This is a genomic window from Curtobacterium sp. MCBD17_023 (assembly GCF_003224415.1).
Taxonomy (GTDB): Bacteria; Actinomycetota; Actinomycetes; order Actinomycetales; family Microbacteriaceae; genus Curtobacterium.
The window spans coordinates 23,168-44,421 of record NZ_QKLJ01000019.1 but is presented as its reverse complement, the minus strand read 5'-3'; the positions used below and the strand labels follow the sequence as shown (position 1 = coordinate 44,421).

21 protein-coding genes are annotated in these 21,254 nt (G+C 73.3%); 11 read left to right on the top strand and 10 right to left on the bottom strand.

Annotation, left to right across the window (positions count from 1 at the left end; translation table 11 throughout):
- Positions 1–2 precede the first annotated feature (2 nt).
- The 3 genes from DEI84_RS14345 to DEI84_RS14335 are packed head-to-tail and all read left to right on the top strand — an operon-like array spanning position 3 to position 2,511.
- Positions 3–902: an ABC transporter permease gene (locus tag DEI84_RS14345; RefSeq protein WP_258371797.1), complete on the top strand. Its 900-nt coding sequence runs from the start codon at positions 3–5 to the stop codon at positions 900–902.
- Positions 899–1,702, top strand: a complete 804-nt coding sequence (locus DEI84_RS14340; protein ID WP_110891354.1) for an ABC transporter ATP-binding protein — start codon at positions 899–901, stop codon at positions 1,700–1,702. The genes DEI84_RS14345 and DEI84_RS14340 overlap by 4 nt, the downstream gene beginning before the upstream one ends.
- Positions 1,699–2,511 carry an ABC transporter ATP-binding protein gene (locus DEI84_RS14335; RefSeq protein ID WP_375537656.1) on the top strand — a complete coding sequence of 271 codons (813 nt, stop codon included), beginning with the start codon at positions 1,699–1,701 and terminating at the stop codon, positions 2,509–2,511. Before DEI84_RS14340 ends, DEI84_RS14335 begins: the two co-directional genes overlap by 4 nt.
- Before the next feature lie 188 nt (positions 2,512–2,699).
- Here DEI84_RS14335 and DEI84_RS14330 read toward each other — a convergent pair whose 3' ends face one another.
- Complete coding sequence (locus tag DEI84_RS14330; RefSeq protein ID WP_110891353.1) at positions 2,700–4,139, bottom strand: amidase; 1,440 nt, start codon at positions 4,137–4,139, stop codon at positions 2,700–2,702.
- 71 nt (positions 4,140–4,210) lie between these two features.
- Between DEI84_RS14330 and DEI84_RS14325 the strand changes: the two genes are divergently transcribed.
- The 3 genes from DEI84_RS14325 to DEI84_RS14315 all read left to right on the top strand — a co-directional run bounded on the left by DEI84_RS14325 (position 4,211) and on the right by DEI84_RS14315 (position 7,235).
- The gene (locus tag DEI84_RS14325; protein WP_110891352.1) at positions 4,211–4,948 is read left to right on the top strand and encodes a hypothetical protein; all 738 of its coding nucleotides are present in this window, start codon (positions 4,211–4,213) and stop codon (positions 4,946–4,948) included.
- Between the two features lie 115 nt (positions 4,949–5,063).
- Positions 5,064–6,728, top strand: a complete 1,665-nt coding sequence (locus tag DEI84_RS14320) for an ABC-F family ATP-binding cassette domain-containing protein (protein WP_110891351.1) — start codon at positions 5,064–5,066, stop codon at positions 6,726–6,728.
- 21 nt (positions 6,729–6,749) lie between these two features.
- Complete coding sequence (locus DEI84_RS14315) at positions 6,750–7,235, top strand: tetratricopeptide repeat protein (protein WP_110891350.1); 486 nt, start codon at positions 6,750–6,752, stop codon at positions 7,233–7,235.
- A gap of 21 nt (positions 7,236–7,256) precedes the next feature.
- Here the strand turns inward: DEI84_RS14315 and DEI84_RS14310 are convergent, their stop codons facing one another.
- The gene (locus tag DEI84_RS14310; protein ID WP_110891349.1) at positions 7,257–8,573 is read right to left on the bottom strand and encodes a cytochrome P450; all 1,317 of its coding nucleotides are present in this window, start codon (positions 8,571–8,573) and stop codon (positions 7,257–7,259) included.
- Positions 8,574–8,681: 108 nt separating this feature from the next.
- On the opposite strand from DEI84_RS14310, the gene DEI84_RS14305 reads away from it, so the two are divergent.
- Complete coding sequence (locus tag DEI84_RS14305) at positions 8,682–9,686, top strand: SPFH domain-containing protein (RefSeq protein ID WP_110891348.1); 1,005 nt, start codon at positions 8,682–8,684, stop codon at positions 9,684–9,686.
- A gap of 38 nt (positions 9,687–9,724) precedes the next feature.
- On the opposite strand, the gene DEI84_RS14300 is transcribed toward DEI84_RS14305, so the two are convergent.
- Positions 9,725–10,267 carry a gluconokinase gene (locus tag DEI84_RS14300; RefSeq protein ID WP_110891347.1) on the bottom strand — a complete coding sequence of 181 codons (543 nt, stop codon included), beginning with the start codon at positions 10,265–10,267 and terminating at the stop codon, positions 9,725–9,727.
- Positions 10,264–11,766 (bottom strand): GntP family permease, encoded by a 1,503-nt coding sequence (locus DEI84_RS14295; RefSeq protein WP_110891346.1) that lies wholly within the window; start codon positions 11,764–11,766, stop codon positions 10,264–10,266. The genes DEI84_RS14300 and DEI84_RS14295 overlap by 4 nt, the downstream gene beginning before the upstream one ends.
- 215 nt (positions 11,767–11,981) lie before the next feature.
- On the opposite strand from DEI84_RS14295, the gene DEI84_RS14290 reads away from it, so the two are divergent.
- Positions 11,982–12,680, top strand: coding sequence for a FadR/GntR family transcriptional regulator (locus DEI84_RS14290; RefSeq protein WP_110891345.1), 699 nt, complete (start codon positions 11,982–11,984; stop codon positions 12,678–12,680).
- Between the two features lie 39 nt (positions 12,681–12,719).
- On the opposite strand, the gene DEI84_RS14285 is transcribed toward DEI84_RS14290, so the two are convergent.
- From DEI84_RS14285 to DEI84_RS14265, 5 genes are read right to left on the bottom strand one after another with little or no spacing between them, the layout of a single operon-like run.
- Positions 12,720–13,328 carry a GNAT family N-acetyltransferase gene (locus DEI84_RS14285; RefSeq protein ID WP_110825149.1) on the bottom strand — a complete coding sequence of 203 codons (609 nt, stop codon included), beginning with the start codon at positions 13,326–13,328 and terminating at the stop codon, positions 12,720–12,722.
- Positions 13,329–13,351: 23 nt separating this feature from the next.
- A complete protein-coding gene (locus DEI84_RS14280) occupies positions 13,352–14,038 on the bottom strand; it encodes a uracil-DNA glycosylase (protein ID WP_110891344.1) in 687 nt (228 codons plus the stop codon).
- Position 14,039: 1 nt separating this feature from the next.
- Positions 14,040–14,759 carry a Type 1 glutamine amidotransferase-like domain-containing protein gene (locus DEI84_RS14275; protein WP_110891343.1) on the bottom strand — a complete coding sequence of 240 codons (720 nt, stop codon included), beginning with the start codon at positions 14,757–14,759 and terminating at the stop codon, positions 14,040–14,042.
- On the bottom strand, positions 14,756–15,286 hold the full coding sequence (locus tag DEI84_RS14270) for a phosphoribosyltransferase (RefSeq protein ID WP_181419527.1): 531 nt from the start codon (positions 15,284–15,286) through the stop codon (positions 14,756–14,758). Before DEI84_RS14270 ends, DEI84_RS14275 begins: the two co-directional genes overlap by 4 nt.
- A gap of 43 nt (positions 15,287–15,329) precedes the next feature.
- Positions 15,330–16,127: an SDR family oxidoreductase gene (locus DEI84_RS14265; protein ID WP_110891342.1), complete on the bottom strand. Its 798-nt coding sequence runs from the start codon at positions 16,125–16,127 to the stop codon at positions 15,330–15,332.
- Positions 16,128–16,211: 84 nt separating this feature from the next.
- Between DEI84_RS14265 and DEI84_RS14260 the strand changes: the two genes are divergently transcribed.
- Positions 16,212–17,303, top strand: a complete 1,092-nt coding sequence (locus tag DEI84_RS14260; protein WP_110891341.1) for an acyltransferase family protein — start codon at positions 16,212–16,214, stop codon at positions 17,301–17,303.
- Between the two features lie 7 nt (positions 17,304–17,310).
- Here the strand turns inward: DEI84_RS14260 and DEI84_RS14255 are convergent, their stop codons facing one another.
- Positions 17,311–18,300, bottom strand: a complete 990-nt coding sequence (locus DEI84_RS14255; protein WP_110891340.1) for a helix-turn-helix domain-containing protein — start codon at positions 18,298–18,300, stop codon at positions 17,311–17,313.
- A 213-nt stretch (positions 18,301–18,513) separates the two neighbouring features.
- On the opposite strand from DEI84_RS14255, the gene DEI84_RS14250 reads away from it, so the two are divergent.
- Both DEI84_RS14250 and DEI84_RS14245 read left to right on the top strand, forming a co-directional pair.
- Complete coding sequence (locus DEI84_RS14250; protein WP_110825154.1) at positions 18,514–19,845, top strand: bifunctional o-acetylhomoserine/o-acetylserine sulfhydrylase; 1,332 nt, start codon at positions 18,514–18,516, stop codon at positions 19,843–19,845.
- A gap of 135 nt (positions 19,846–19,980) precedes the next feature.
- The gene (locus tag DEI84_RS14245; RefSeq protein WP_110825155.1) at positions 19,981–21,180 is read left to right on the top strand and encodes a homoserine O-acetyltransferase; all 1,200 of its coding nucleotides are present in this window, start codon (positions 19,981–19,983) and stop codon (positions 21,178–21,180) included.
- Positions 21,181–21,254: the final 74 nt, after the last annotated feature.

Genomic DNA, 21,254 nt, shown 5'->3' with positions numbered 1-21,254 from the left:
CCGTGCTCCGTCGTCTGCTCCGCACCCCGACCGGGCTCTTCGCCGTGGTCGTCCTCGGGCTGCTCGTCGTCCTCGCAGCCGTTTCGCTCGTCTGGACACCGCAGGACCCGTTCCGCACCGACCCGGCGGCGCAGTGGGGTCGACCGAGCGCCGCGCACTGGTTCGGCACCGACGCCGTCGGCCGCGACATCGCCAGCTACCTGCTCGCCGGGACCCGCACCACGCTCGTCGTCGCGGTCGGCTCCGGCGTCATCGCGAGCGTCGTCGGCGTCGTCCTCACCGCGATCGGGTCGCTCACCGCCCGCTGGGTCCGCGAGGGGACGGCCGTGCTGCTCGACGTGCTCGTCGCCTTCCCCACCCTGCTCACGGCGATGCTCCTCACCGCGGTGTACGGCGGCTCCCTCGGGGTCGTCGTCGTGTCCGTCGGACTCGCCTCCGGTGTGACGATCGCCCGCGTCGCCCGCGGGGAGATCCGCCGCATCGCCCGGAGCGACTACGTCGTCGCAGCGCGGGCCTCCGGCGTCGGTCCGGCCGGCGTGCTGTTCCGGCACCTCGTCCCGAACGCCGCGCCCCTGTTCACCGTGCAGCTGTCCCTCGCGATGGCGACGGCGGTCCTCGCCGAGGCCGGCCTGTCCTACCTGGGGTACGGCGCCGATGCGGGCACGGCCTCGTGGGGACGGTTGCTGTCCGACCTGCAGACCTACATCGGTGTCCACCCCTGGAGTGCGACCTGGCCGGGCGCCGCGATCGCGGTCGTCGTCGCGGCGCTCTCCCTCCTCGGTGACGCCGTCCGCGACGCGACCGACCCCCGGCTCGGCACCGGCCGACGGGACGGCGACGGCCCCGGCGCCCGCCCTGCTGACCGGGTCCCGGGCGTCACCGGGTCGGAGGGCATCGCATGACCGCCGACGGCCCCACCTCGCGTGGTCTGGACGTCCGCGGCCTGACGGTCCGGATCGCCGACCGGACGGTGCTCGACGACGTGACGTTCGCCGTGCCTCCCGGCCGTCGCGTCGGCGTCATCGGCGCGTCCGGGTCCGGCAAGTCCATGACGGCGCTCGCGCTGATGGGTCTGGAACCGGCGGGTGCGGCCGTCACCGGCAGCATCCGCCTGGACGGGCGTGAGCTCGTCGGGCTGCCGGACCGCGAGCGCGCGCGGACCCGCGGCGCCGCGATCGGCATGGTGTTCCAGGAGCCCGGCACCGCACTCGACCCGCTCCGCCGGGTCGGGAAGCAGATCGCCGAACCGCTGCGCCTGCACCGCGGGCTCGACCGCCGGGCGGCCGCCGAGGCCGCCGTCGGCCTCGCACGCGACGTCGGGCTGCCCGACCCCGAGCTGCTCCTCCGCCAGTACCCGCACCAGCTGTCCGGCGGCCAACGGCAGCGCGTCTGCATCGCGATGGCGATGGCGGGGGAACCGGACCTCTTGGTCGCCGACGAGCCGACCACCGCCCTGGACGTCACCACGCAGACCCGGATCCTCGACCTCTTCGAGTCGCTCACCGCCTCCAGGGGGGCCGGCATGCTCTTCGTGACGCACGACCTGGCGGTGCTGTCCCGGATCGCCGACACCGCGGTCGTGCTGGAGGCCGGACGTGTCGTCGAGCAGGGCCGGGTCGCCGACCTGCTCGCCGCGCCCCGGCACCCCGCCACCGCGGCGCTCGTCGACGCGGCCCGCGCCACCGCCAGGAGGACCCCGTGACCGACCTCCCCGCACCGGCCACTGCAGGCGCACCGGCACTCGCCGCCGCCGACCTGCACCGCACCTACCGACTCCCCCGCCGCGGACCGTTCGAACCCGGCGCGCTCCGCACCGCCGTCGACGGCGTCGACCTCACCGTCGCGGCCGGTTCCCGGCTCGGCATCGTCGGTGAGTCCGGGTCCGGCAAGTCGACCCTCGTCCGTCTGCTGGCCGGACTGGAGGCCCCCACCACCGGCACCGTGCACGCCTCCGGCCGCCCCGTGGACGCCCGCGCATCGGCCGCCGCCGGCAGGTGGTACCGGCGGGAGACCGGCATCGTCCTCCAGGACCCGGTCGCCTCGCTCGACCCGCGGATGCGCGTCGGGGCCGTCGTCGCCGAGCCCCTCCGGGCGCTGCGGATCGAAGGCGACCACCGGGCGATGGTCGCCGCCGTGCTCGAACGGGTCGACCTGCCCGCCGATGCCGCGGACCGGTACCCGCACGAGTTCTCCGGCGGGCAGCGGCAGCGCATCGCGATCGCGCGGGCGGTGGTACACCGTCCGCGGATCCTGTTCGGGGACGAACCGATGAGCGCCCTCGACGTGGTGGTCCGGGCGCGCGTGATCGACCTGTTCCGCTCGTTCGTCGACGACCTCGGCGCGACGCTCGTGCTCGTCTCGCACGACATCGGCGTCGTCCAGCGGCTGTGCGACACCGTCGCCGTGATGAGCGCCGGGCGCATCGTCGAGCACGGGCCGGTGTCCCTGCTCGACGCTCCCGCCCACGAGGTCACGCGGGCGCTGGTCGCGGCGGCACCGACGCTGCCGTAGCGGCGCGCTCCTCCCCCGGGTTCCAGAACCGCGGCATCTCGGGCCGCGGTTCCAGAACCGCGGCATCTCGGGCCGCCAGATGCGACGATCGTGGAACCTGGACGGTGAGCGAGCGGCGAGTCGTGGAACCGCGGCGGGCGGCGCAGGGCACTCGGCGCTCGGCACTCGGCGCTCGGGCGTCGACGGCGCTACCAGCCGGCCGGGTGCCTCCGCTGCCAGCGCAGCCGCCGTTCGAGCTGCGCCCCGATCGCCAACAGGATCCGCTCGCCACCCGGGCGCCCGATCAGCTGCACGCCCATCGGCAGGCCCGCGCCGTCCGGGTGTCCCTCGGCGGTGACCCCGACGGGCAACGTGATCGCGGGCAGACCCGACACGTTCGCCATGGACGTCCACGGCGAGTACGCGCACTGGCGGCGGAAGTCCTCCTCCGGGTCGTCGCCGTACCAGCCGAGGGGCCGCGGGGTCATCGCGAGGGTCGGCGTGAGGACCGCGTCGAACCGGTCGAACGCCCGGATCAGGGCGATCGAGAACGCGTCGAGCCCGGCCATCGCATCGAGGACCTGCGTGCTCGTCAGCGCCCGCCCGCGCTCCACCAGCCAGGCGACGAGGGGCGTCAGAGAACGCAGGTCGATGCCCGGGATCCGGGCGATCCCGGCACCGGAGGACTCCCAGGCGACCCGGAACGGCTCGGCGTACCGCACGCGCGGCATCGCCACGTCCTCGACCCCGTGCCCGACCTCGCCGAGGACCCGCACGGCCGTGTCGACCGCCTCGCGCGCGGCCGGGTCGACGACCACGTCGACGGAGTCGTCCCACGGCGACCCCTCGAGCAGGCCCACGACGAACCGCCCCTCGCCCCGGACGGCGGCCGCCGTGAACGGGCCGTCACCCACGTCGGGCGTCACGAGTGCGTACGGCTGGCGCTCCGGCAGCCCGGTCGGTGCCACGAGCGCGTCGAGGAGCATCCCGGCGTCGGCGACCGTCCGGGTGAGCGGTCCGGCGACGGCCAGTCCGCCCAGCCCGTCGCGTCCGGGCATGGACGGCACCCGGCCGCGACTCGGCTTGAGCCCCACCAGGCCGGTGGCCGCCGCCGGGATCCGCACCGAGCCTCCGCCGTCGGACCCGACGGCCGCCGGCAGCAGCCCGGCTGCCACGGCGACGGCGGCACCGCTCGACGACCCACCCGGGGCGCGTGTGGTGTCGTAGGGGTTCCGCGTCGTGCCGAACCGCGTCTCCGACGAGGATGACATCCCGAACTCGGGCGTGGCCGTCTTGCCGAGGCTGATCGCCCCGGCGTCGTCGAGCGCGGTGACGAGCGGGTGGTCGGCCTCCGCCGGGTCTCCCGGCAGGGCGGCGGTGCCCGACCGGGTGGGGACGCCGCGACGGTCCGTCAGGTCTTTGTCCCCGGACGGGAGGCCCCACAGCGGTCGCGACGTCGGCACCAGGTCGCCGAGGTGGTCGGCCCGGGCACGCGCGGCCTCGGCGGTGACGGTGACGAACGCACCGAGCTCCGCGTCGAGCCGGTCGATCCGGACGAGGTAGTGGTCGGTGACCTCGCGGGCGGTGGCGTCGCCGCGGCGGATCCAGTCCCAGAGTTCCTGCGCGGACAGGTGGTGGAGTTCGAACACGGACCGAGCCTAGGCGGACGCGGTCGGACTCCGTCCTTGACCGTGCCGTGGTCCGGGGCCAGGCTCGCCGCATGGACTTCGGTGGAGTGCTCGGCACGGACGCTCCTGACCCCGAGCTCGAGCAGCGGGCCGCGGTCCGCGCGCTCGGGTTCGACGTCGCCGGTCTCGTGGCGCAGCGGCACCTCGAGGACTCCGGCTCCCTCGGCGTGCAGACCAGCGAGTCCGACGGTGTGCTCGTCGGTGCGACCGTGTCCCGGCAGTACACGCTCTGGCGGAACCCCGACGACCGCGACGACCCGGTGAACCTGGCGGTGCTGGACGACGAGCGGCGGCGGTCGCTCGAGGAGGTCCCGCCGTGGCCGCGCCCGGACTGGCTCGTCGCGACCGTCGAGCGCCTGCGCTACCCGATGCTCTGGGAGGCGGTCCAGACGCACTGGTCCGCACCCGGTCCGACCCGTCCCACGGCGGCGGAGACCCTCGTCCAGCACGTGCAGAACGTCCTCGTCAACCAGTACCGCGACGAACACGCCCTCCCCGACCTGACCGCCGAGCACACCTGGCCCACCCTGGTCGACGAGCGGAGCGTCCAGTCCGGGCACCCCCTCCTGGTCGACGGCGCCGAACGCCCGGGACTGCTCCTCGACACGGACCCGTTCGTGCTCGGCCTGGCCGCGGAGCTCGACGACGGCCGTCTCCTGACCGCGGTGCTCCCGCGCGACGAGCTGTCCCTGCTCACCATCGCCTTCGACTCGGCGGTGCCGTTGGACGTCACCGGTCCGGAACGGCCTGGTGTCACTCCACCCGGCTAGTCCGCGCGCAGCACCTCGAAGCCCCGCAGCACACCCGACGGGAGGCACCGGACGGGCGCGCACCGCGCCTCCCGTCCGGTCCATGGCCGGCCCGACGAGGTGGGACGATGGACGGATGACCGCCACGCTCGTCGCCAAGGGGCTCGCCGGCGGCTACGCCGCCCGCACGCTGTTCGACTCCCTCGACCTCACGGTCGCACCCGGTGACGTGATCGGCGTCGTCGGGGTGAACGGGGCCGGGAAGTCGACGCTGCTGCGCCTGCTCGCCGGGGTCGACGAGCCGCTGGCCGGGACCGTCTCGCTGTCACCGACCGACGCGTTCGTGGGGTGGCTGCCGCAGGAGCACGAGCGCGTGCCGGGCGAGACGGTCGCCGCCTACGTCGCGCGCCGCACCGGCTGCGCGGAGGCGGCGGCGGAGATGGACGCGACGGCCCTGGCCCTCGGCGAGCCGGACGCCGGTGATGCCGCGGCGGACCGGTACTCGGTCGCGCTCGAGCGCTGGTTGGCCTCGGGTGCCGCCGACCTCGACGAGCGGATGCCGGTGGTGCTCGCCGACCTCGGTCTGACGCTCGACGCGCGTGACGGCTCGGTCACGGCGGACTCGCTCATGACGTCGTTGTCCGGTGGGCAGGCGGCACGGGTCGGCCTCGCGGCACTGCTGCTCTCACGGTTCGACATCGTGTTGCTCGACGAGCCGACCAACGACCTGGACCTGGACGGCCTCGACCGGCTCGAGGAGTTCGTCCGCGGCCTCCGCGGCGGGGTCGTGCTCGTCAGCCACGACCGGGAGTTCCTCGCCCGCTCGGTGACGGCCGTCCTGGAACTCGACCTCGCGCAGTCGTCGAACCGGCTGTTCGGCGGCGGGTACGACGCGTACCTCGAGGAGCGCGAGATCGCCCGCCAGCACAAGCGCGACGCGTACGACGAGTACGCCGCGACGAAGGCCGACCTGGTGTCCCGTGCGCGGACGCAGCGCGAGTGGTCCAGCCAGGGCGTGCGCAACGCGATGAAGAAGGCGCCCGACAACGACAAGATCCGCCGCAAGGCCGCGAGCGAGTCGAGCGAGAAGCAGGCGCAGAAGGTCCGGCAGATGGAGTCGCGCATCGCCCGGCTGGACGAGGTGGAGGAGCCGCGCAAGGAGTGGCAGCTCGCGTTCACCATCGGCCAGGCCCCGCGGTCCTCCGCCGTCGTGGCGACCCTGTCGGACGCCACGTACGTGCAGGGCGACTTCACGCTCGGGCCGGTGTCGCTGCAGGTGAACGGCGGCGACCGGATCGGCATCACGGGGCCGAACGGCGCCGGCAAGTCGACCCTGCTCCGCGCGTTGCTCGGGCGCCAGGAGCCGACGACGGGCACCGCGTCCACCGGGTCGAGCGTCGCGATCGGCGAGGTCGACCAGGCCCGGTCGCTGTTCACGGGGACCGAGTCGCTCGCGGCCGTGTTCGAGGGCCTCGTGCCGGAGATGAACACCGCGGACGTCCGGACCCTGCTCGCGAAGTTCGGGCTGAAGGCGGACCACGTCGGCCGTGCCGCCGGTGAGCTCTCCCCCGGCGAGCGCACCCGCGCCGGACTCGCGCTGCTGCAGGCCCGCGGGGTGAACGTCCTCGTGCTCGACGAACCCACGAACCACCTGGACCTCGTCGCCATCGAACAGCTCGAGCAGGCGCTCGAGTCCTACGAGGGCACGCTGCTGCTCGTCACGCACGACCGGCGGATGCTCGACACGGTGCAGCTCGACCGGCAGTGGCGGGTCGAGGCGGGGCGGGTCACCGAGGGCTGAGACCCGCCCTACTGTGGGCTCATGGACCTCGCGGAGTGGGAAGAGCGCGTCGACGCCCTGTGGGCGGACACGCAGGTCGACGACGAGGGTCGGATCCGGCGCATGCGTGCCCTCGCGGCGACGGCACCGCACCCGGCGCTCGGCGCGTTCGAGCTCGGTGGCGCCCACGACTCCGGTGGGCAGGAGGCCGAGGCGGACGTCGAGTACTCCCGCGCCACGGCAGCGGGCCTCGACACCGTCGACCCGACCCGTGCTGCACAGATGGTGATCCAGCACGCCTCGACGCTGCGGAACCTCGGTCGGACGGACGAGGCGATCGCCATGCTCCGGGCCGCACCGGCACACCCGGCCGTCGGCGATGCGCCGGCGGTGTTCCTCGCTCTGGCCCTGCACAGCGCAGGACGGTGCGACGAGGCGCTGCGGCTCGCCCTCGAGACCATCGAACCGACGCTGCCGCGCTACAACCGGTCGGTCCGCGCGTACGCGGCGGCGCTCACCGGCGACTGACCGGGCAGCGCCACACCGCGGTCAGTGTCCGCCGACACGGTGGAACGGGCAGCCGCCCGACCGGGTCGCGCCGCCGTGGGACCGGGAGGCCCGCACCTTCCCTCCGGACGCCGGCTTGGTGGGCAGACGGCGCCGGTTGACCCCGAGGCCCTCGTCGAGCACGGTCAGTCGCGGGTCACTGAGGGTCGCCACGGCAGCTGCGAGCCCCGCGATCGCGAGCTTCTCCCCGGGGCACCGGTGGCCGGCCGCCGGGTCCGCTCCGCCGTGCGGGATGAAGGTCCGGATCGCCTCGTAGTCGTCGACGCCGAGGAACCGCGTCGGGTCGAACCGCTCCGGCTCCGACCAGGACGCCTCGTCCGTGTCGGTCCCGAGGATGTCGAGCACCACTCGACCGCCCGCCGCCAGGCGTTCGCCGTCGAGCTCGACGTCCTCGGTCGCCCAGCCGGGCAGCATCGGGACGAAGGGCGCCGTCCGCCGGATCTCCTGCGCGAACGCGGTCGCCAGCGGGCCGTCCACGAGGGATCCGCGGGTGCGGGCCTCCTCGGCGAGGCGCTCGCGCCACTCCGGGCGGTCGTGTAGCTCCGCGGCGGCGAACGCGACGAACCGGGCGACGGCGATCATCGGGCGGATGCTGTTCTGCAGCTCGATGCCGGCGGTCGCAGCGGGCAGGAGCAGCGCGGAGCGGTCGCGGTGCCACGCCCACTCGTACAGCGCAGTGCCCTCCGCGGGCTCGAGCTCGCCGGCCCGGACCGCGCGGATGAGTCGCTCGGCGTGCCGGTCGGACCACCAGCGGTTGGCCGCGGCGAGCAGGTACTCCGGCGAGTACGGTGCGCCGAACCCGTCGACGATCTGCGCGAGGCGGGCGGCCCAGCGGGTCTTCGCATCGGCGGTCCCGGGCAGTCCCGCCCACCGCATCGACGCACGGCCGAAGGCGCCCACCGCGGCGTCGTAGGCGGACCGGCGCCCACCGGCGAGCCAGTCGTCGAGTTCGCGCTGCCACTCCTCCGCGAAGAGCGGGGTCAGCCGCGCGACCTGCTCGTCCTCGTACGCGACGTCGAGGAACGTGGCCTTGCGGTGCCGGTGCTCGTCCCCGTCGAGGCTGTGCACCGACCCGTCACCGAACAGGGTCTGCTGGACGATCGCGGGCATCGCGCCGTGGCGGGCGATCCGGTCACCGTCGTAGAAGAGGTCGACGGCCTCGCTCCCGCGGACGAGCAGGGCGTCCTTGAACAGGAACCGCATCGGCACCGCCCGGGCGCCGTCGGACGCACGGCGCCAGATGTGGGCGCCGAAGCCGTAGCCGCGGGTGAGCAGGGACACGGAGTCGTCGATCGCCATGCGCCCATGCTGCCGGGAGCCGCCCGGCCGTCCTCCCAAGGGCCGCCGCGGGAACCGTGACCGCCGGGGTACGGCAGACTGCAGAGACCAACTCCAGGAGTGTTCTTCATGTTCGTGCTCGCCATCCTCTTCCTCGTCGTCGCGCTCGCTGCGCTGTGGTTCCGCACACGGACCTACACCACCCCGGCCCGACCGGCGACGCCGGGTCGAGAGGCCCAGGAAGCAACACCCACCCGTCGCCCGAACCGCGTCGCCGCCTGGTTCGCCGTCGGGGCAGGCTTCCTGTTCGCCGTCTGCACGCTCGCGAGCACGCTCTACGCGCAGGACACCGGCGAGTCGAAGGTCCAGGTGGACATCTCCGGCAACATCGTCGGGCAGACGACCGACTCCGGCTTCCACTTCAAAGCGCCGTGGGCGACGCTGCACACGTTCAACATCCGCAACCAGACGGTGACGTACATCAACGCGGTCAACGGCTCGGACTCGGACAACAACGGCAACGTCCGCTCCGGCCCGTACGTCACCGTCCAGGACCGGGACGGCGTCTCGTCGAACATCAGCCTGAACCTGCAGTACAGCATCGACGCGAAGGCCGTCACGGACATCTACCGGTCGTACAAGACCGAGGAGAACTTCAAGACGCAGTTCATCGGCAACTCGGTGCGGAGCGTCGTGCGCCAGGTCCCGAACGACTTCACCACGATCGCCCTCATCACCAAGCGCGGGGCGGTCGAGAAGTCCATGATCCAGGCGCTCGAACGACGGTGGCAGGGCTCGGGCGTGCACGTCGACAACTTCGCACTCCAGGAGATCACGCCCCCGAAGTCGGTCACGGACTCGTACGCTGCCGCGCAGCAGGCACAGATCCAGGTGACGAAGGAGCGCGCGCTGCTCGACGCCAAGAAGGTCCAGGCGCAGCAGCAGGTCGCCGAGGCGCAGGGGCAGGCCGACGCGAACAAGGTGCTCAACGGCCAGCCGCTGTCGGACGCCGCGCTGAAGCAGCGGGAGATCGAGGCCCTGAAGAGCGCCGGTGACAACGGCTCGCTCATCGTCGTCCCGCAGGGCAGCGACAACATCCTCAGCCTGCCCGGCACGCGCGGCGGCTCGGAGTGACGGGCGGACCGGTCAGCGCGTGCCGGAGCGCCCGCTGCTCACGCGGCCCGGGGCGCCAGCGCCCGCAGCACCTCGGCGCACTCCTCGGCAGGGGTACGGTCGGCCGCGACGGTGACGTGGACCTCGTCCGCCTGCGGCGGCTCGAGCGTCGCCAGCTGTGAGTCGAGCAACGACGTCGGCATGAAGTGCCCGGACCGTGACGACATGCGCTGTCCGAGGAGCGCCCGGTCCCCCGCGACGTGCACGAAGACCACCCCGGAGGCCCGGAGCACGTCCCGGTAGGACCGCTTGAGTGCGGAGCAGGTCACCACCCCGTTCGTACCGGCGGCGAGGTGTCCGCGGATCCACCCGGCCACGACGTCGAGCCACGGCCACCGGTCCTCGTCGCTCAGGGGCGTCCCGGCCTGCATCTTCGCGACGTTGGTCGCGGGGTGCATGTCGTCGCCCTCGGCGAAGGCCCATCCGAGCTCCTCGGCGAGCATCGCGGCGACCGTCGACTTGCCCGAACCGGACACGCCCATGACCACGAGCACCCGTGCGTCGAGCGGTACCGGCTGCTGGTCGGTCGCGTGTCCGCTCATCGGATGAAGACCCCCGCGACGAGCACACCGACCAGCCCGGTCACCGAGATGAGGCACTCGAGCACCGACCACGTCTTGAAGGTCTGCCCGACGGTCGTGTTGAGGTAGCCCTTGACGAGCCAGAACCCGGCGTCGTTCACGTGCGACAGGAAGACCGACCCGGCACCGATGGCGAGCACGAGCAGCGAGGTCATCGGGGACGAGAGGTCCTGCGCGATCGGGGCCATGATGCCCGCGGCGGTGACCGTCGCGACGGTCGCGGACCCGGTGGCGACCCGGACGAGCGCGGACACCACCCAGGCGACGAGCAGCACCGACACGCCGGACTCCTGGACGGCGTCGGCGATCACGCCGCCGATGCCCGTGTCGATGAGCACCTGCTTGAAGCCGCCGCCCGCGCCGACGATGAGCAGGACGCCGGCCACGGGCGGCAGGGCGCTCTCGAGGGACTTCGCGACGGCCGACCGGTCCATGCCACCGCCGACCGCGAAGAACACCATCGCGTAGACGGTGGCGATGCCGATCGCGATCATCGGCGTGCCGAGGAAGTCGAGCACGCCGACCCACGCGCCGCCGGCGTCCGGCACCGTGGCCTCGCGGATCGCCTGCGCGAGCATGAGCACGACGGGCAGCAGGATGCCGACGAGGGCGACCGCGAAGGACGGGCTGCGCGGTTCGCTGATGACCCGGGTGAAGTCGCTCTTCCCGTTCGGCAGGGACGCCGTGTCCTGCGTGGCGGAGCCGCGGCGTGCCTCCCGGCCGGAGTGCGCGGGGTCCGCGTCCCGTGAGCCGAACATGTCCGGAGCGGGGACGTCGACCCAGCGTGCCGCGAAGCGGGCGAACACCGGACCGGCGACGACGATGACGGGGACCGCGAGCACGATGCCGAAGGCGAGCGTCGTCCCGAGGTCCGCGCCGACCGTCGAGACGGCCACGAGCGGACCGGGGTGTGGTGGGACGAACGCGTGCATGGTCGACAGACCGGCGAGGGCCGGGATCGCGATCTTCATGATCGGGACGCCGCTGCGCTTCGCGACGAGCACGATGATCGGGATGAGGAGCACGAGGCCGACCTCGAAGAACATCGGCAGGCCGATGAGCGCGCCGATGAGCGCCATCGTCCAGGGCAGGGCGGCGGCCGAGGACCGGCGGACCAGCGTGTCGACGACCCGGTCGGCGGCGCCGGAGTCGACGAGCAGCTTGCCGAACATCGACCCGAGCCCGACGAGGATGCCGACGCTCGTCATGGTCGCGCCGAAGCCGTTGCCGAAGCTCGTGACCGTCTGTTCCGGGGCGAGACCCGCGCCGAGCCCGACGCCGAGCGCGCCGATCGTCAGGGCGACGAACGGGTGCACCTTGAGCCACGTGATGAGCGCGATGATCACCACGATGCCGACGAGGGCAGCGATGACGAGCTGTGGGATCGTGCCCGACGGTTCGACCGGCTCGGGGCCCGCCGCGAGCAGGGTGCCCGCCGCCGAGGTCTGGAGGTGAGGCATCTGCGCCCCTTCCTGGTGCAGCTCCTGCGCTGCGCCGTCCTGCTGCTGGTGGCTGGTCCGTGCCGGTCACTGTCCATCCCGACCGTCGAACCAATAATCTGATTAATCAGACTACATCGTCGACGCCCGCGCGCCAGCTCGTCCTGCGCGCAGTCTGCCGCTGCAATGGGGTCCGCGTCACACACCCGTACCCGACGGTCCGACCAGGAGGAACGATGCCGACACCCCGCGGCCTGCACGCCCACGTGCTCGACACGCTCGGGCAGCGCATCGTCGACGGCGCGGTCGCCCCGGGGACGGTGCTCCGACCGGAGGACGTCGCCGCCGAGTTCGGCGTCTCACGATCGGTCGTCCGCGAGGCACTCCGCGTGCTCCAGTCGCTCAGCATGGTTCGGCCACGCCAACGGGTGGGCACCCAGGTGCTGCCGTCGTCGGACTGGGAGCTCCTCGCCCCCTCGGTGATCCGCTGGCGCGGGGCCTCGGACGCGTACTTCACCCAGCAACGCGAACTGCTCGAACTCCGGCTCGGGATCGAGCCGGTCGCCGCCGCCCTCACCGCGGACCGGGGCGGTCCGGCCGCCGACGCCGTGCTCGTCGCGGCCCGCGAGATGGTCGAGGCCGTCGGACGCGGGGACGGACATGCCTACCTCGAGGCGGACGTGCGCTTCCACCGTGCCCTGCTCACCGGATCCGGCAACACGGTCTTCGCGCACTTCGCGCACACGGTCGAGGCGCTCCTCCGCACCCGGACGAGCGAGTCCCGCGACACCATCACCCGATGGACCGCCGAGGCCGCCGCCCGACACGAGGCCGTCGGCCAGGCGGTCGTCGACCGGGAGGCCCGACTCGCGTCCGACGCGGCCGCCGCGCTGGTGCGCACCACGCGCGACGAGTTCGTCGCCGAGGCTCGCTGACCGGTGCTCGCTGACCGGTGCTCGCTGACCGGTGCTCGCTCAGCGCCCGCCGGAGGGCCGCCTGCGCAGACCCCGGAGCCGCAGGCGCATCGTCACCGTGCCGAGCCACCGGTCGTACTTGAACCCGACGCGTCCCATCCGGCCGATCTCCTCGAAGCCGAGCCGCTCGTGCAACCGGATCGAGGCGTCCGCGGACCGGTCGGCGATCACGGCGATGACCTCGCGCACGCCGGCCGCCCGGCACGCCTCGAGCAGTGCCTCCATGAGTGCCCGGCCGAGGCCCTTCCCGCCCGAGGCCGCCCCGAGGTAGATCGAGTCCTCGACCACGTGGTTCGACCGGTCCCGCGGGTTCCAGGGCTCGACGAGCGCGTAGCCGAGCACCTGCCCGGACGGCGCCTGGGCCACCAGGAACGGCAGCTTCCGCCGCTGGAGGTCGTCGTACCGGCGCTTCCACGCGGCGAAGGTGAAGGCCGCCGCGTCGAACGTCACCGAGGAGTTCCGGACGTAGTGCGTGTGGATCTCGCGCACCTCGGGCAGGTCCGCGGTCGTCGCCGGTCGGATCGCGTACGTGAAGACCGGTTCCGGCGGGGCCGGGGCACGCAGGTGTCGCGGCAGGGTCCGCCGCTGCTGGTATTCCTCCTCGAGCACGGCTCGAGCCTACGGGAGGCCCGTCACGGCTCGGTCGGCAGGGTCCAGTCGACGGGGTCCGCGCCCTGGGCGGCGAGCAGGTCGTCCACCGCGGAGAACGGTCGGCTGCCGAAGAACCCGCGGGACGCGCTCAGCGGGCTCGGGTGCGCCGACGCGACGACCGGGGTGTCGCCGAGGAACGGCCGGACCGACGCCGCCTGCGCGCCCCAGAGCACGGCGACGAGGGGACGGTCGCGGGCGACGAGGGCCCGGACGGCCTGCTCGGTGACCGCTTCCCAGCCCTTGCCGCGGTGACTGGCGGGCGCGCCCACGCCGACGGTGAGCACCCGGTTGAGCAACAGCACGCCCTGCCGGGACCACGCCCGCAGGTCGCCGTGCGCCGGGGGCGTCACGCCGAGGTCGTCGGCGAGCTCGCGGTAGACGTTCTGCAGGCTCCGCGGGACCGGGCGCACGTGTGGCGCGACGGCGAAGGACAGGCCGATCGGGTGCCCGGGGGTCGGGTACGGGTCCTGCCCGACGACGAGCACCTTCACGCGGTCGAACGGGTCCTCGAAGGCACGGAGGACCGCCGGTCCGGCGGGCAGGTACGGTCGGCCCGCCTCGTGTTCGGCACGGAGCCACGCACCGATCCGGTGGACCTCGTCCTCGACCGGGGCGAGCGCCTCGGCCCAGCCGGGGTCGACGAGCTCCGCGAGGGGCTTCGGCTGCACGCTAGGCGCCCATGGTGGCGACCGAGACGGACTCCTCGCCCGCCATCACCCGCCAGACGCTCCCGGTGCCGCGGACCTCGAGCGCACCTTCGCCGACGACGAGCGCGGTGTCCTCGTCGATGGCGAGACCCGCGGTGACGAACTCGGCCTCGGCGCTCGCGACGAGGCGGGCGAGGGTGCCGGCCTGCGCGGCGTGCACGTCGATGGTGAGGTCGACGAGTCCGAGTCCCTCGCGGAGCTCGACCTCGTCCAGGCCCTCGGAGGCGTCCTCGGGGCAGACCTCGACGCCGCCGATCCGGTGTCCGCCGACCAGGGCGCGGTCCGCGGCGATCATCGCACCGGCGGAGTACCCGAGGTACGGCAGACCGTCCGACACGAGCAGGCGGATCTGGTCGACGAGCGGCGTGACGGCGTCCAGGTAGTCCGGGGTCCGACCGCCGCTCACGACCAGGGCGTCGACGTCGCTGAGGACCGTCGTGTCGAAGACCCCGCCGGCGGGGACCTCGGTGACGAGGACCTCGGCCGCGCGCGCACCACCGAGGACCTCGGCGATGTCGGCGGTCGAGCCGGGCGACCTGCCGTCGGCACCGGCGACGGACAGCAGCGCGATGCGGGGGACGGTGCGCCCGACCGCGGCGGAGCGTGCGGTGGCCTCGGCGGTGAAGGCGGCGGCGACGTCCGCGGCGACGAAGGAGCCGCCGCCGACCAGGTGGATGCTCACGACTCGGCCGTCACCGGTGCGAGGGCGCTCCACGGGAACGTGATCCAGCCGTCGACCCGGCGCCACACGTGGTCGGGCTCGAGCACCGTGCCGGGCTTGGAGTAGAGGCAGGCGCTGCGGACGTCGGCACCGGCGTTCCGGATGATGTCGACCACGAGCGCGAGGGTGCGGCCGGAGTCCGACACGTCGTCGACGACCAGGACCCGCTTGCCGGCGAGGCTCGGCGCGTCGAGGGCCGGCGCGAGCACGACCGGCTCCTCGAGGCGCTGCTCGACGTCGGTGTAGAACTCGACATTGATCGAGCCGCACTCCTTGGTGCCGAGCGCGTAGGCCACGGCACCGGCGATGATGAGCCCGCCGCGGGCGACGGCCACGACCACCTCGGGCTCGAACCCGGCGGACAGGACGTCCTTGGCGAGCAGGCGTGCGGCGTCGCCGAACTCGAGCCAGCCGAGCACCTCCGGTCCGCTCGTCACGGTCACGGTCGACGAGGCGGACGGCTCCGCTGGTTCGCTGCTGATCGGCATCCGCCCACGGTACCGGCAGGGATGCGCCGCCCGCGACCCGTCGTCACCGCCCGGGCGCTGCGGCCTGCCCCTTGGGCGTGAGCGGCCCGCGGGCGAGCTTGTGCTGCGCCGACTGCGCCACCGGACGGACCGTCACGAGGTCGAGGTTGACATGCGGCGGCAGCTCCACGGCGTGCACGATCGCCTCGGCGACGTCGTCCGCCACGAGCGGCGCCTCGACCCCGTCGTAGACGGCCGCGGCCGCCGCGGTGTCGCCGCCGAACCGCACGACGGAGAACTCCTCGGTCTTCACCATGCCGGGGGCGATCTCCACGACGCGGATCGGCTCGCCGTTGAGCTCGAGCCGGAGCACACCGACGACGGCGTGCTCGGCGTGCTTCGCGGCCACGTAGCCGCCGCCGTTCTCGTAGGTGACGAACCCGGCCGTGCTCGTCACGGTGACGACGTCCGCACCGCCCGTCGCCGCCGCACGGCGGCGCAGCGCCGGCAGCAGCGCCGCGGTGACCCGCTTCGTGCCGAGGACGTTCACCTCGAACATCGCGCGCCAGTCCTCGACGTCGGACTCCTCCACGGACGCCGAGCCGAACGCTCCCCCGGCGTTGTTGACGAGCACGTCCGCCCCGCCGAGCTCGTCCACGCGGGCGGCGAGCGCCGACACGTCCGCGTCCGAGGTGACGTCGACGACGAGCGTGTCCGCACCGGTCTCCGCGGCGAGCGCCTCGAGCCGGTCGGCCCGGCGCGCGACCGCGAGGACGTCCCACCCGTGCTGGCGGAAGCGCCGGACGGTGGCGGCCCCGATCCCGGAACTGGCTCCGGTGACGACGGCTCGACGGTTCCTCATGGTGCTCCTCGTGGTGGTCGGTGGTGCGGGGTGTCGTCAACGCTACCGACACGCCGGGGGCCGCCGGACGGTAACGTGCGGGAGATGACGACGGACGCCGCTCCTCCCGCGCCTTCGGTCCCGGCCGCTCCGCTCGAGGCGGGTCGGTCGAAGCGCCGCATCCCCCTGTGGGACACCTCGCGGTTCGTCGCGGTGACCCTCGTGGTGATCGGGCACGCGATCCAGCGGCAGACGACGGGCAGCGAGCACGCTCTGGCGCTGTACACGTTCATCTACGCCTTCCACATGCCGGCGTTCGGCGTGATCAGCGGGTACTTCTCGTCGGCGGACACCCCGACCGCGCAGCGCATGCGGCGGACGTTCACGGACATCGTCGTGCCGTACATCGTCATGCAGACGATCTGGACCGTGGTGCAGGGGATCGTCGAGGGCGGCAAGGAGTTCAACCCGACGAAGCCGACGTGGACGCTGTGGTTCCTGCTCGCGCTGGGGATCTTCCGGCTGATCCTGCCGTACCTCGCGCAGCTGCGGTGGCCGCTGTTCTGGGCGGTGGTGCTGAGCATCGGCGTCGGGTACTTCGACAACGTCGACTCGACGCTCTCGCTGTCGCGCGCGATCAGCCTGCTGCCGTTCTTCCTGCTCGGGTGGCAGGTCAAGCAGTGGGGCGTGTTCGACCGCTGGTACGAGGCGCCCCGCCGGGTCGTGGTCCGGGTGCGGGTCGTCGCGGCGCTGCTCTTCGCCGCGTGGGCGGCAGCGTGCGTGCTGTTCACCCCGCAGTTCGAGCAGTTCGACCTGCACCACTGGTTCTTCTACGACGACTCGTACTCCGGGCTCGGCGAGGACACGTGGTGGGCCGGTGGCGTCCGCTTCGGGCTGATGCTGTTCGCGGCGCTGCTCACGGCGGCGTTCCTGCTGCTCGTGCCCCGCCGGACGGTCTGGCTGACCCGGTTCGGTGCGGCGACGATGTACGTCTACCTCCTGCACACATTCGTGCTCTACCCCATCCGCGAGTCCGGGATCCTGGCCGGGGAGCACTCGGCGTGGCCGTACGTGCTGCTCATGGTGCTGCTCGCGTGCGCGGTGAGCCTGTTCCTCGCGCAGCCGTTCGTCCGGCGCGGGATGCGGTGGCTGCTCGAGCCGAAGGTCGACTGGTTGTTCCGCCGCGACCCGGTGTGACGCGCGGTCAGGACCGGAGCGTGTCGTTCGGACGTTCGCCGAACCGCTCGGCGTAGTAGCCGGCGAAGCGGCCGAGGTGGACGAAGCCGTGCGCCCGTGCCACCGCTGCGACGCTGTCCTCGCCGACGCGCCCGTCGGCGAGCGCCGTGCGGACCCGTCGGAGTCTGGCTTCGCGGAGGGCCTCGAGCGGTGTCGGGAGGTCGTTGCGGGCGAACGCCTGCTGGAGTCCGCGCTGGCTGAGGCCGGCGGCACCGGCGATGTCGGCGGCGGTGACCGGCTCACCGAGGTGCTCCTCGATGTACTCGAGCGCTCGGGAGACGTTGCGCGGGTGTCCGGCGTGGTGCGGTGCCGCCGGAGCAGGGACGAAGGCGTCGAGCATGCGACGGCTCAGGGCGTCCACGTGTCGAGCACGCTCCAGGCGGTCGGCGGCGGGGTCGAGGAGGACGGGGGCCGAGGCGGAGAGCACGGCGCGCAGGGCGGCGAGGCCCTCGGCGTCCGGGCGTCGGGCGATCGTGAGCGGTCGGGGGGCGGTGCCGGTGCGGGCGGCGTGCAGGTCCTCGAGGGCGCGCGCGTCGACGTCGATGGTGTGCAGCGTGATGCCGGCGGGCGCCTCGATCGTGAAGGGGCGGCCGGTCGGGTACACCGCCGGCACTCCCGCGTGGGCGACGAGCTCCTGGTCCGTCCCGGCGTCGAAGGCGAGCTGTCCGTCGTGCGCCCACGCCACGAGGATGCGACCGACGGGTTCGATGCGGCCCCAGCGGTCGGCGCTGAGGGCGGAGCTGCGGAGGCGGAGTCGGTCGTCACCCACGACACGGAACCGGAACCCGAACGGCCGCGACTCGTCCTGCGTGAGCCGGACCTCGTGGGCGTCGTGCACCCGCTCGTAGAACCCCGTCGCTTCGTCCACGTCCCGCCCGGCCACGTCGTCCCGGCGCACGGCGGCGTGCCCGGGTCCGTGCTGCGGTCCGCGGTCTGGCGGCGTCGGCGGGGAGGTCATGACGGCAGAACTGTAGGCCATCCGCCGCCTGACCGCCCTCGCCCCGGACGGGATGCGCATCCTGCGTCGCGCGAGCGCGTTACGCCCGACGACGCCCGCGCTGGTAGCAGCCCCGCCATCTGCGTAGCGTGAGGCGTGACGGACAGACGCGGCGGTCCTCCCGGCCCGCGTCCGTGTCGACCCGACGACCACGGTGACGGACAGGAGCTCCCGATGACCACGAACGACGCAGCCGCCTGGCGGTTCGAGACCACGCAGGTGCACGCGGGTGCCGCTCCGGACCCGACGACGGGTGCCCGGGCGACGCCGATCTACAAGACGACCTCGTACGTGTTCGAGAACTCGGACCACGCCCGCGACCTGTTCGCGCTGGCGCAGCCGGGCAACATCTACTCGCGGATCATGAACCCGACGAACGACGTCGTCGAACAGCGGGTCGCGGCACTCGAGGGCGGCACCGGCGCCCTGCTCGTGTCGAGCGGCCAGGCGGCGGAGACCTACGCGGTGCTCAACATCGCCGGCGCGGGCGACCACATCGTCTCGTCGTCGTCGATCTACGGCGGCACGTACAACCTGTTCAAGTACACGCTCGCCAAGCTCGGCATCGAGACGACGTTCGTCGAGGACCAGGACGACCCCGAGGAGTGGCGTCGCGCGGTCCGCCCGAACACGAAGCTGTTCTTCGCCGAGACGATCGGCAACCCGCGGATCAACGTGCTCGACATCGAGACCGTCGCGGGCGTCGCGCACGAGTCCGGGGTGCCGCTCATCGTCGACAACACGATCGCGACGCCGTACCTCATCCGGCCGTTCGAGCACGGGGCGGACATCGTCGTGCACTCGGCGACGAAGTTCCTCGGCGGGCACGGCACGGTCATCGGCGGGCTCATCGTGGATGGCGGCACGTTCGCCTGGTCCGAGCACGCCGAGCGGTTCCCGGAGTTCAGCACCCCGGACCCGTCGTACCACGGGGCGGTGTTCTCGCAGGTCGTCGGCGACGCGGTCGCGTACATCGTCAAGGCGCGGGTGCAGCTGCTCCGTGACCTCGGCGCGTCGAACTCCCCCGACACCGCCTTCGCACTCCTGCAGGGCATCGAGACGCTCAGCCTCCGGATGGAGCGCCACGTCGCGAACGCGCAGGAGATCGCCGAGTGGCTCGACCGGCACCCGGACGTCGCGACGGTGGCGTACGCGGGCCTGCCGACCAGCCCCTGGTACCCCGCCGCGACGAAGTACGCGCCGCGCGGTGTCGGTGCGGTGCTGTCCTTCGAGCTCAAGGGCGGTGTGGACGCGGGCCGCGCGCTCGTCGACGAGCTGCAGCTGTTCTCGCACCTGGCGAACATCGGCGACGTCCGCTCTCTCGTCATCCACCCGGCGTCGACGACGCACTCGCAGCTCACGCCCGAACAGCAGCTCACGACCGGTGTGACGCCGGGGCTCGTCCGCCTGTCGGTCGGGATCGAGAACGTCGAGGACCTCAAGGCCGACCTGGAGGCCGGGCTCGCCGCCGCACGGGCCGTCGCCCAGGCGGGCCTGCGCGCCTAGCCCCGCCGCACGGAACGTGGGCGGTTCCCCGCAGCGGTCCACCGCTGCGCGGACCCGCCCACGTCGCGTTCCGCGGCCCGTCGCGACGTAACACGGCGACGGTGCGGCGGGCCTCCCGGCAGACTGGACCCCACGATGGACTGGCAGACGACCCCCGAGGACTCCGTGCCGTCCACCCTGGTGCCCGGCGCCGAACTCCGCACGCTCGGCAAACCGCCCGTGACGGGTGCGTGGCGACCGGGTGACCCGCCCGGGGCACGCCGGTTCGAGGACCTCGGCGAGCAGACCGTCCGCGGCGGGCTCGTCCCCGCCGTCCGCGTGGCGTACGAGACCTGGGGGACGCTCTCCCCCGCGCGGGACAACGCCGTCCTGGTGCTGCACGCCCTGACCGGCGACTCGCACGTCACCGGACCCGCCGGCCCCGGCCACCGCACCGCCGGCTGGTGGGGCGACGTCGTCGGGCCGGGGCGGGCGATCGACACCGACCGGTTCTTCGTCGTCGCGCCGAACATGCTCGGCGGGTGCCAGGGCACGACCGGCCCCTCCTCGCTGGCACCGGACGGCGTCGAGTGGGGCTCCCGCTTCCCGTTCGTCACCGCCCGCGACCAGGTGGCGACGCAGCTGCGGCTGGCGGACCGACTCGGCATCGACCGGTTCGCGGCCGTCGTCGGCGGCTCGATGGGCGGCATGCACGCGCTGGAACTCGCGGTCACCGCCCCGGAGCGGGTGGCGCGCCTCGCCGTGCTCGCGACGACCGCGCAGACCACCGCGGACCAGATCGCCGCGAACTCCCTGCAGCGGGCGGCGATCCAGATGGACCCGGGCTTCGCCGGCGGCGACCACCACGACGCCGAACCCGGCGAGGGGCCGCACCGGGGGCTGGCGCTCGCGCGACGGATGGCGATGATGACCTACCGCGCCTCGGACGAGCTCAACGGCCGGTTCGCCCGGACGTGGCAGAGCGACGTCTCCCCGCTCGGCGACGACGGCCGGTTCTCGGTGGAGAGCTACCTCGACTTCCACGGCAACAAGTTCACCCGGCGGTTCGACGCGGCCTCGTACGTCGCGCTCACACACGCGATGGACTCGCACGACGTCGGGGCCGGCCGCGGTGGGGTCGCCGCGGCCCTGGCCCGTGTGACTGCACGGACCCTCGTCGTCGGCGTCTCGAGCGACCGTCTGTTCCCGGTCGAGGACCAGCACCGCATCGCCGCCGGGGTGCCCGACACGCTCGACGGTGACCGTGCCGCGGTGATCACGAGCGAGTTCGGCCACGACGGCTTCCTCATCGAGTCCGAGGCCGTCGGCGCGCATCTCCGGCGCCTGCTCGTCTGATCGGGGTGCAGCGCGTGTCCTCGGAAGACGGGACACCCGCAGACCGATCCGTCGACCCCCGCGCGCCGAACACC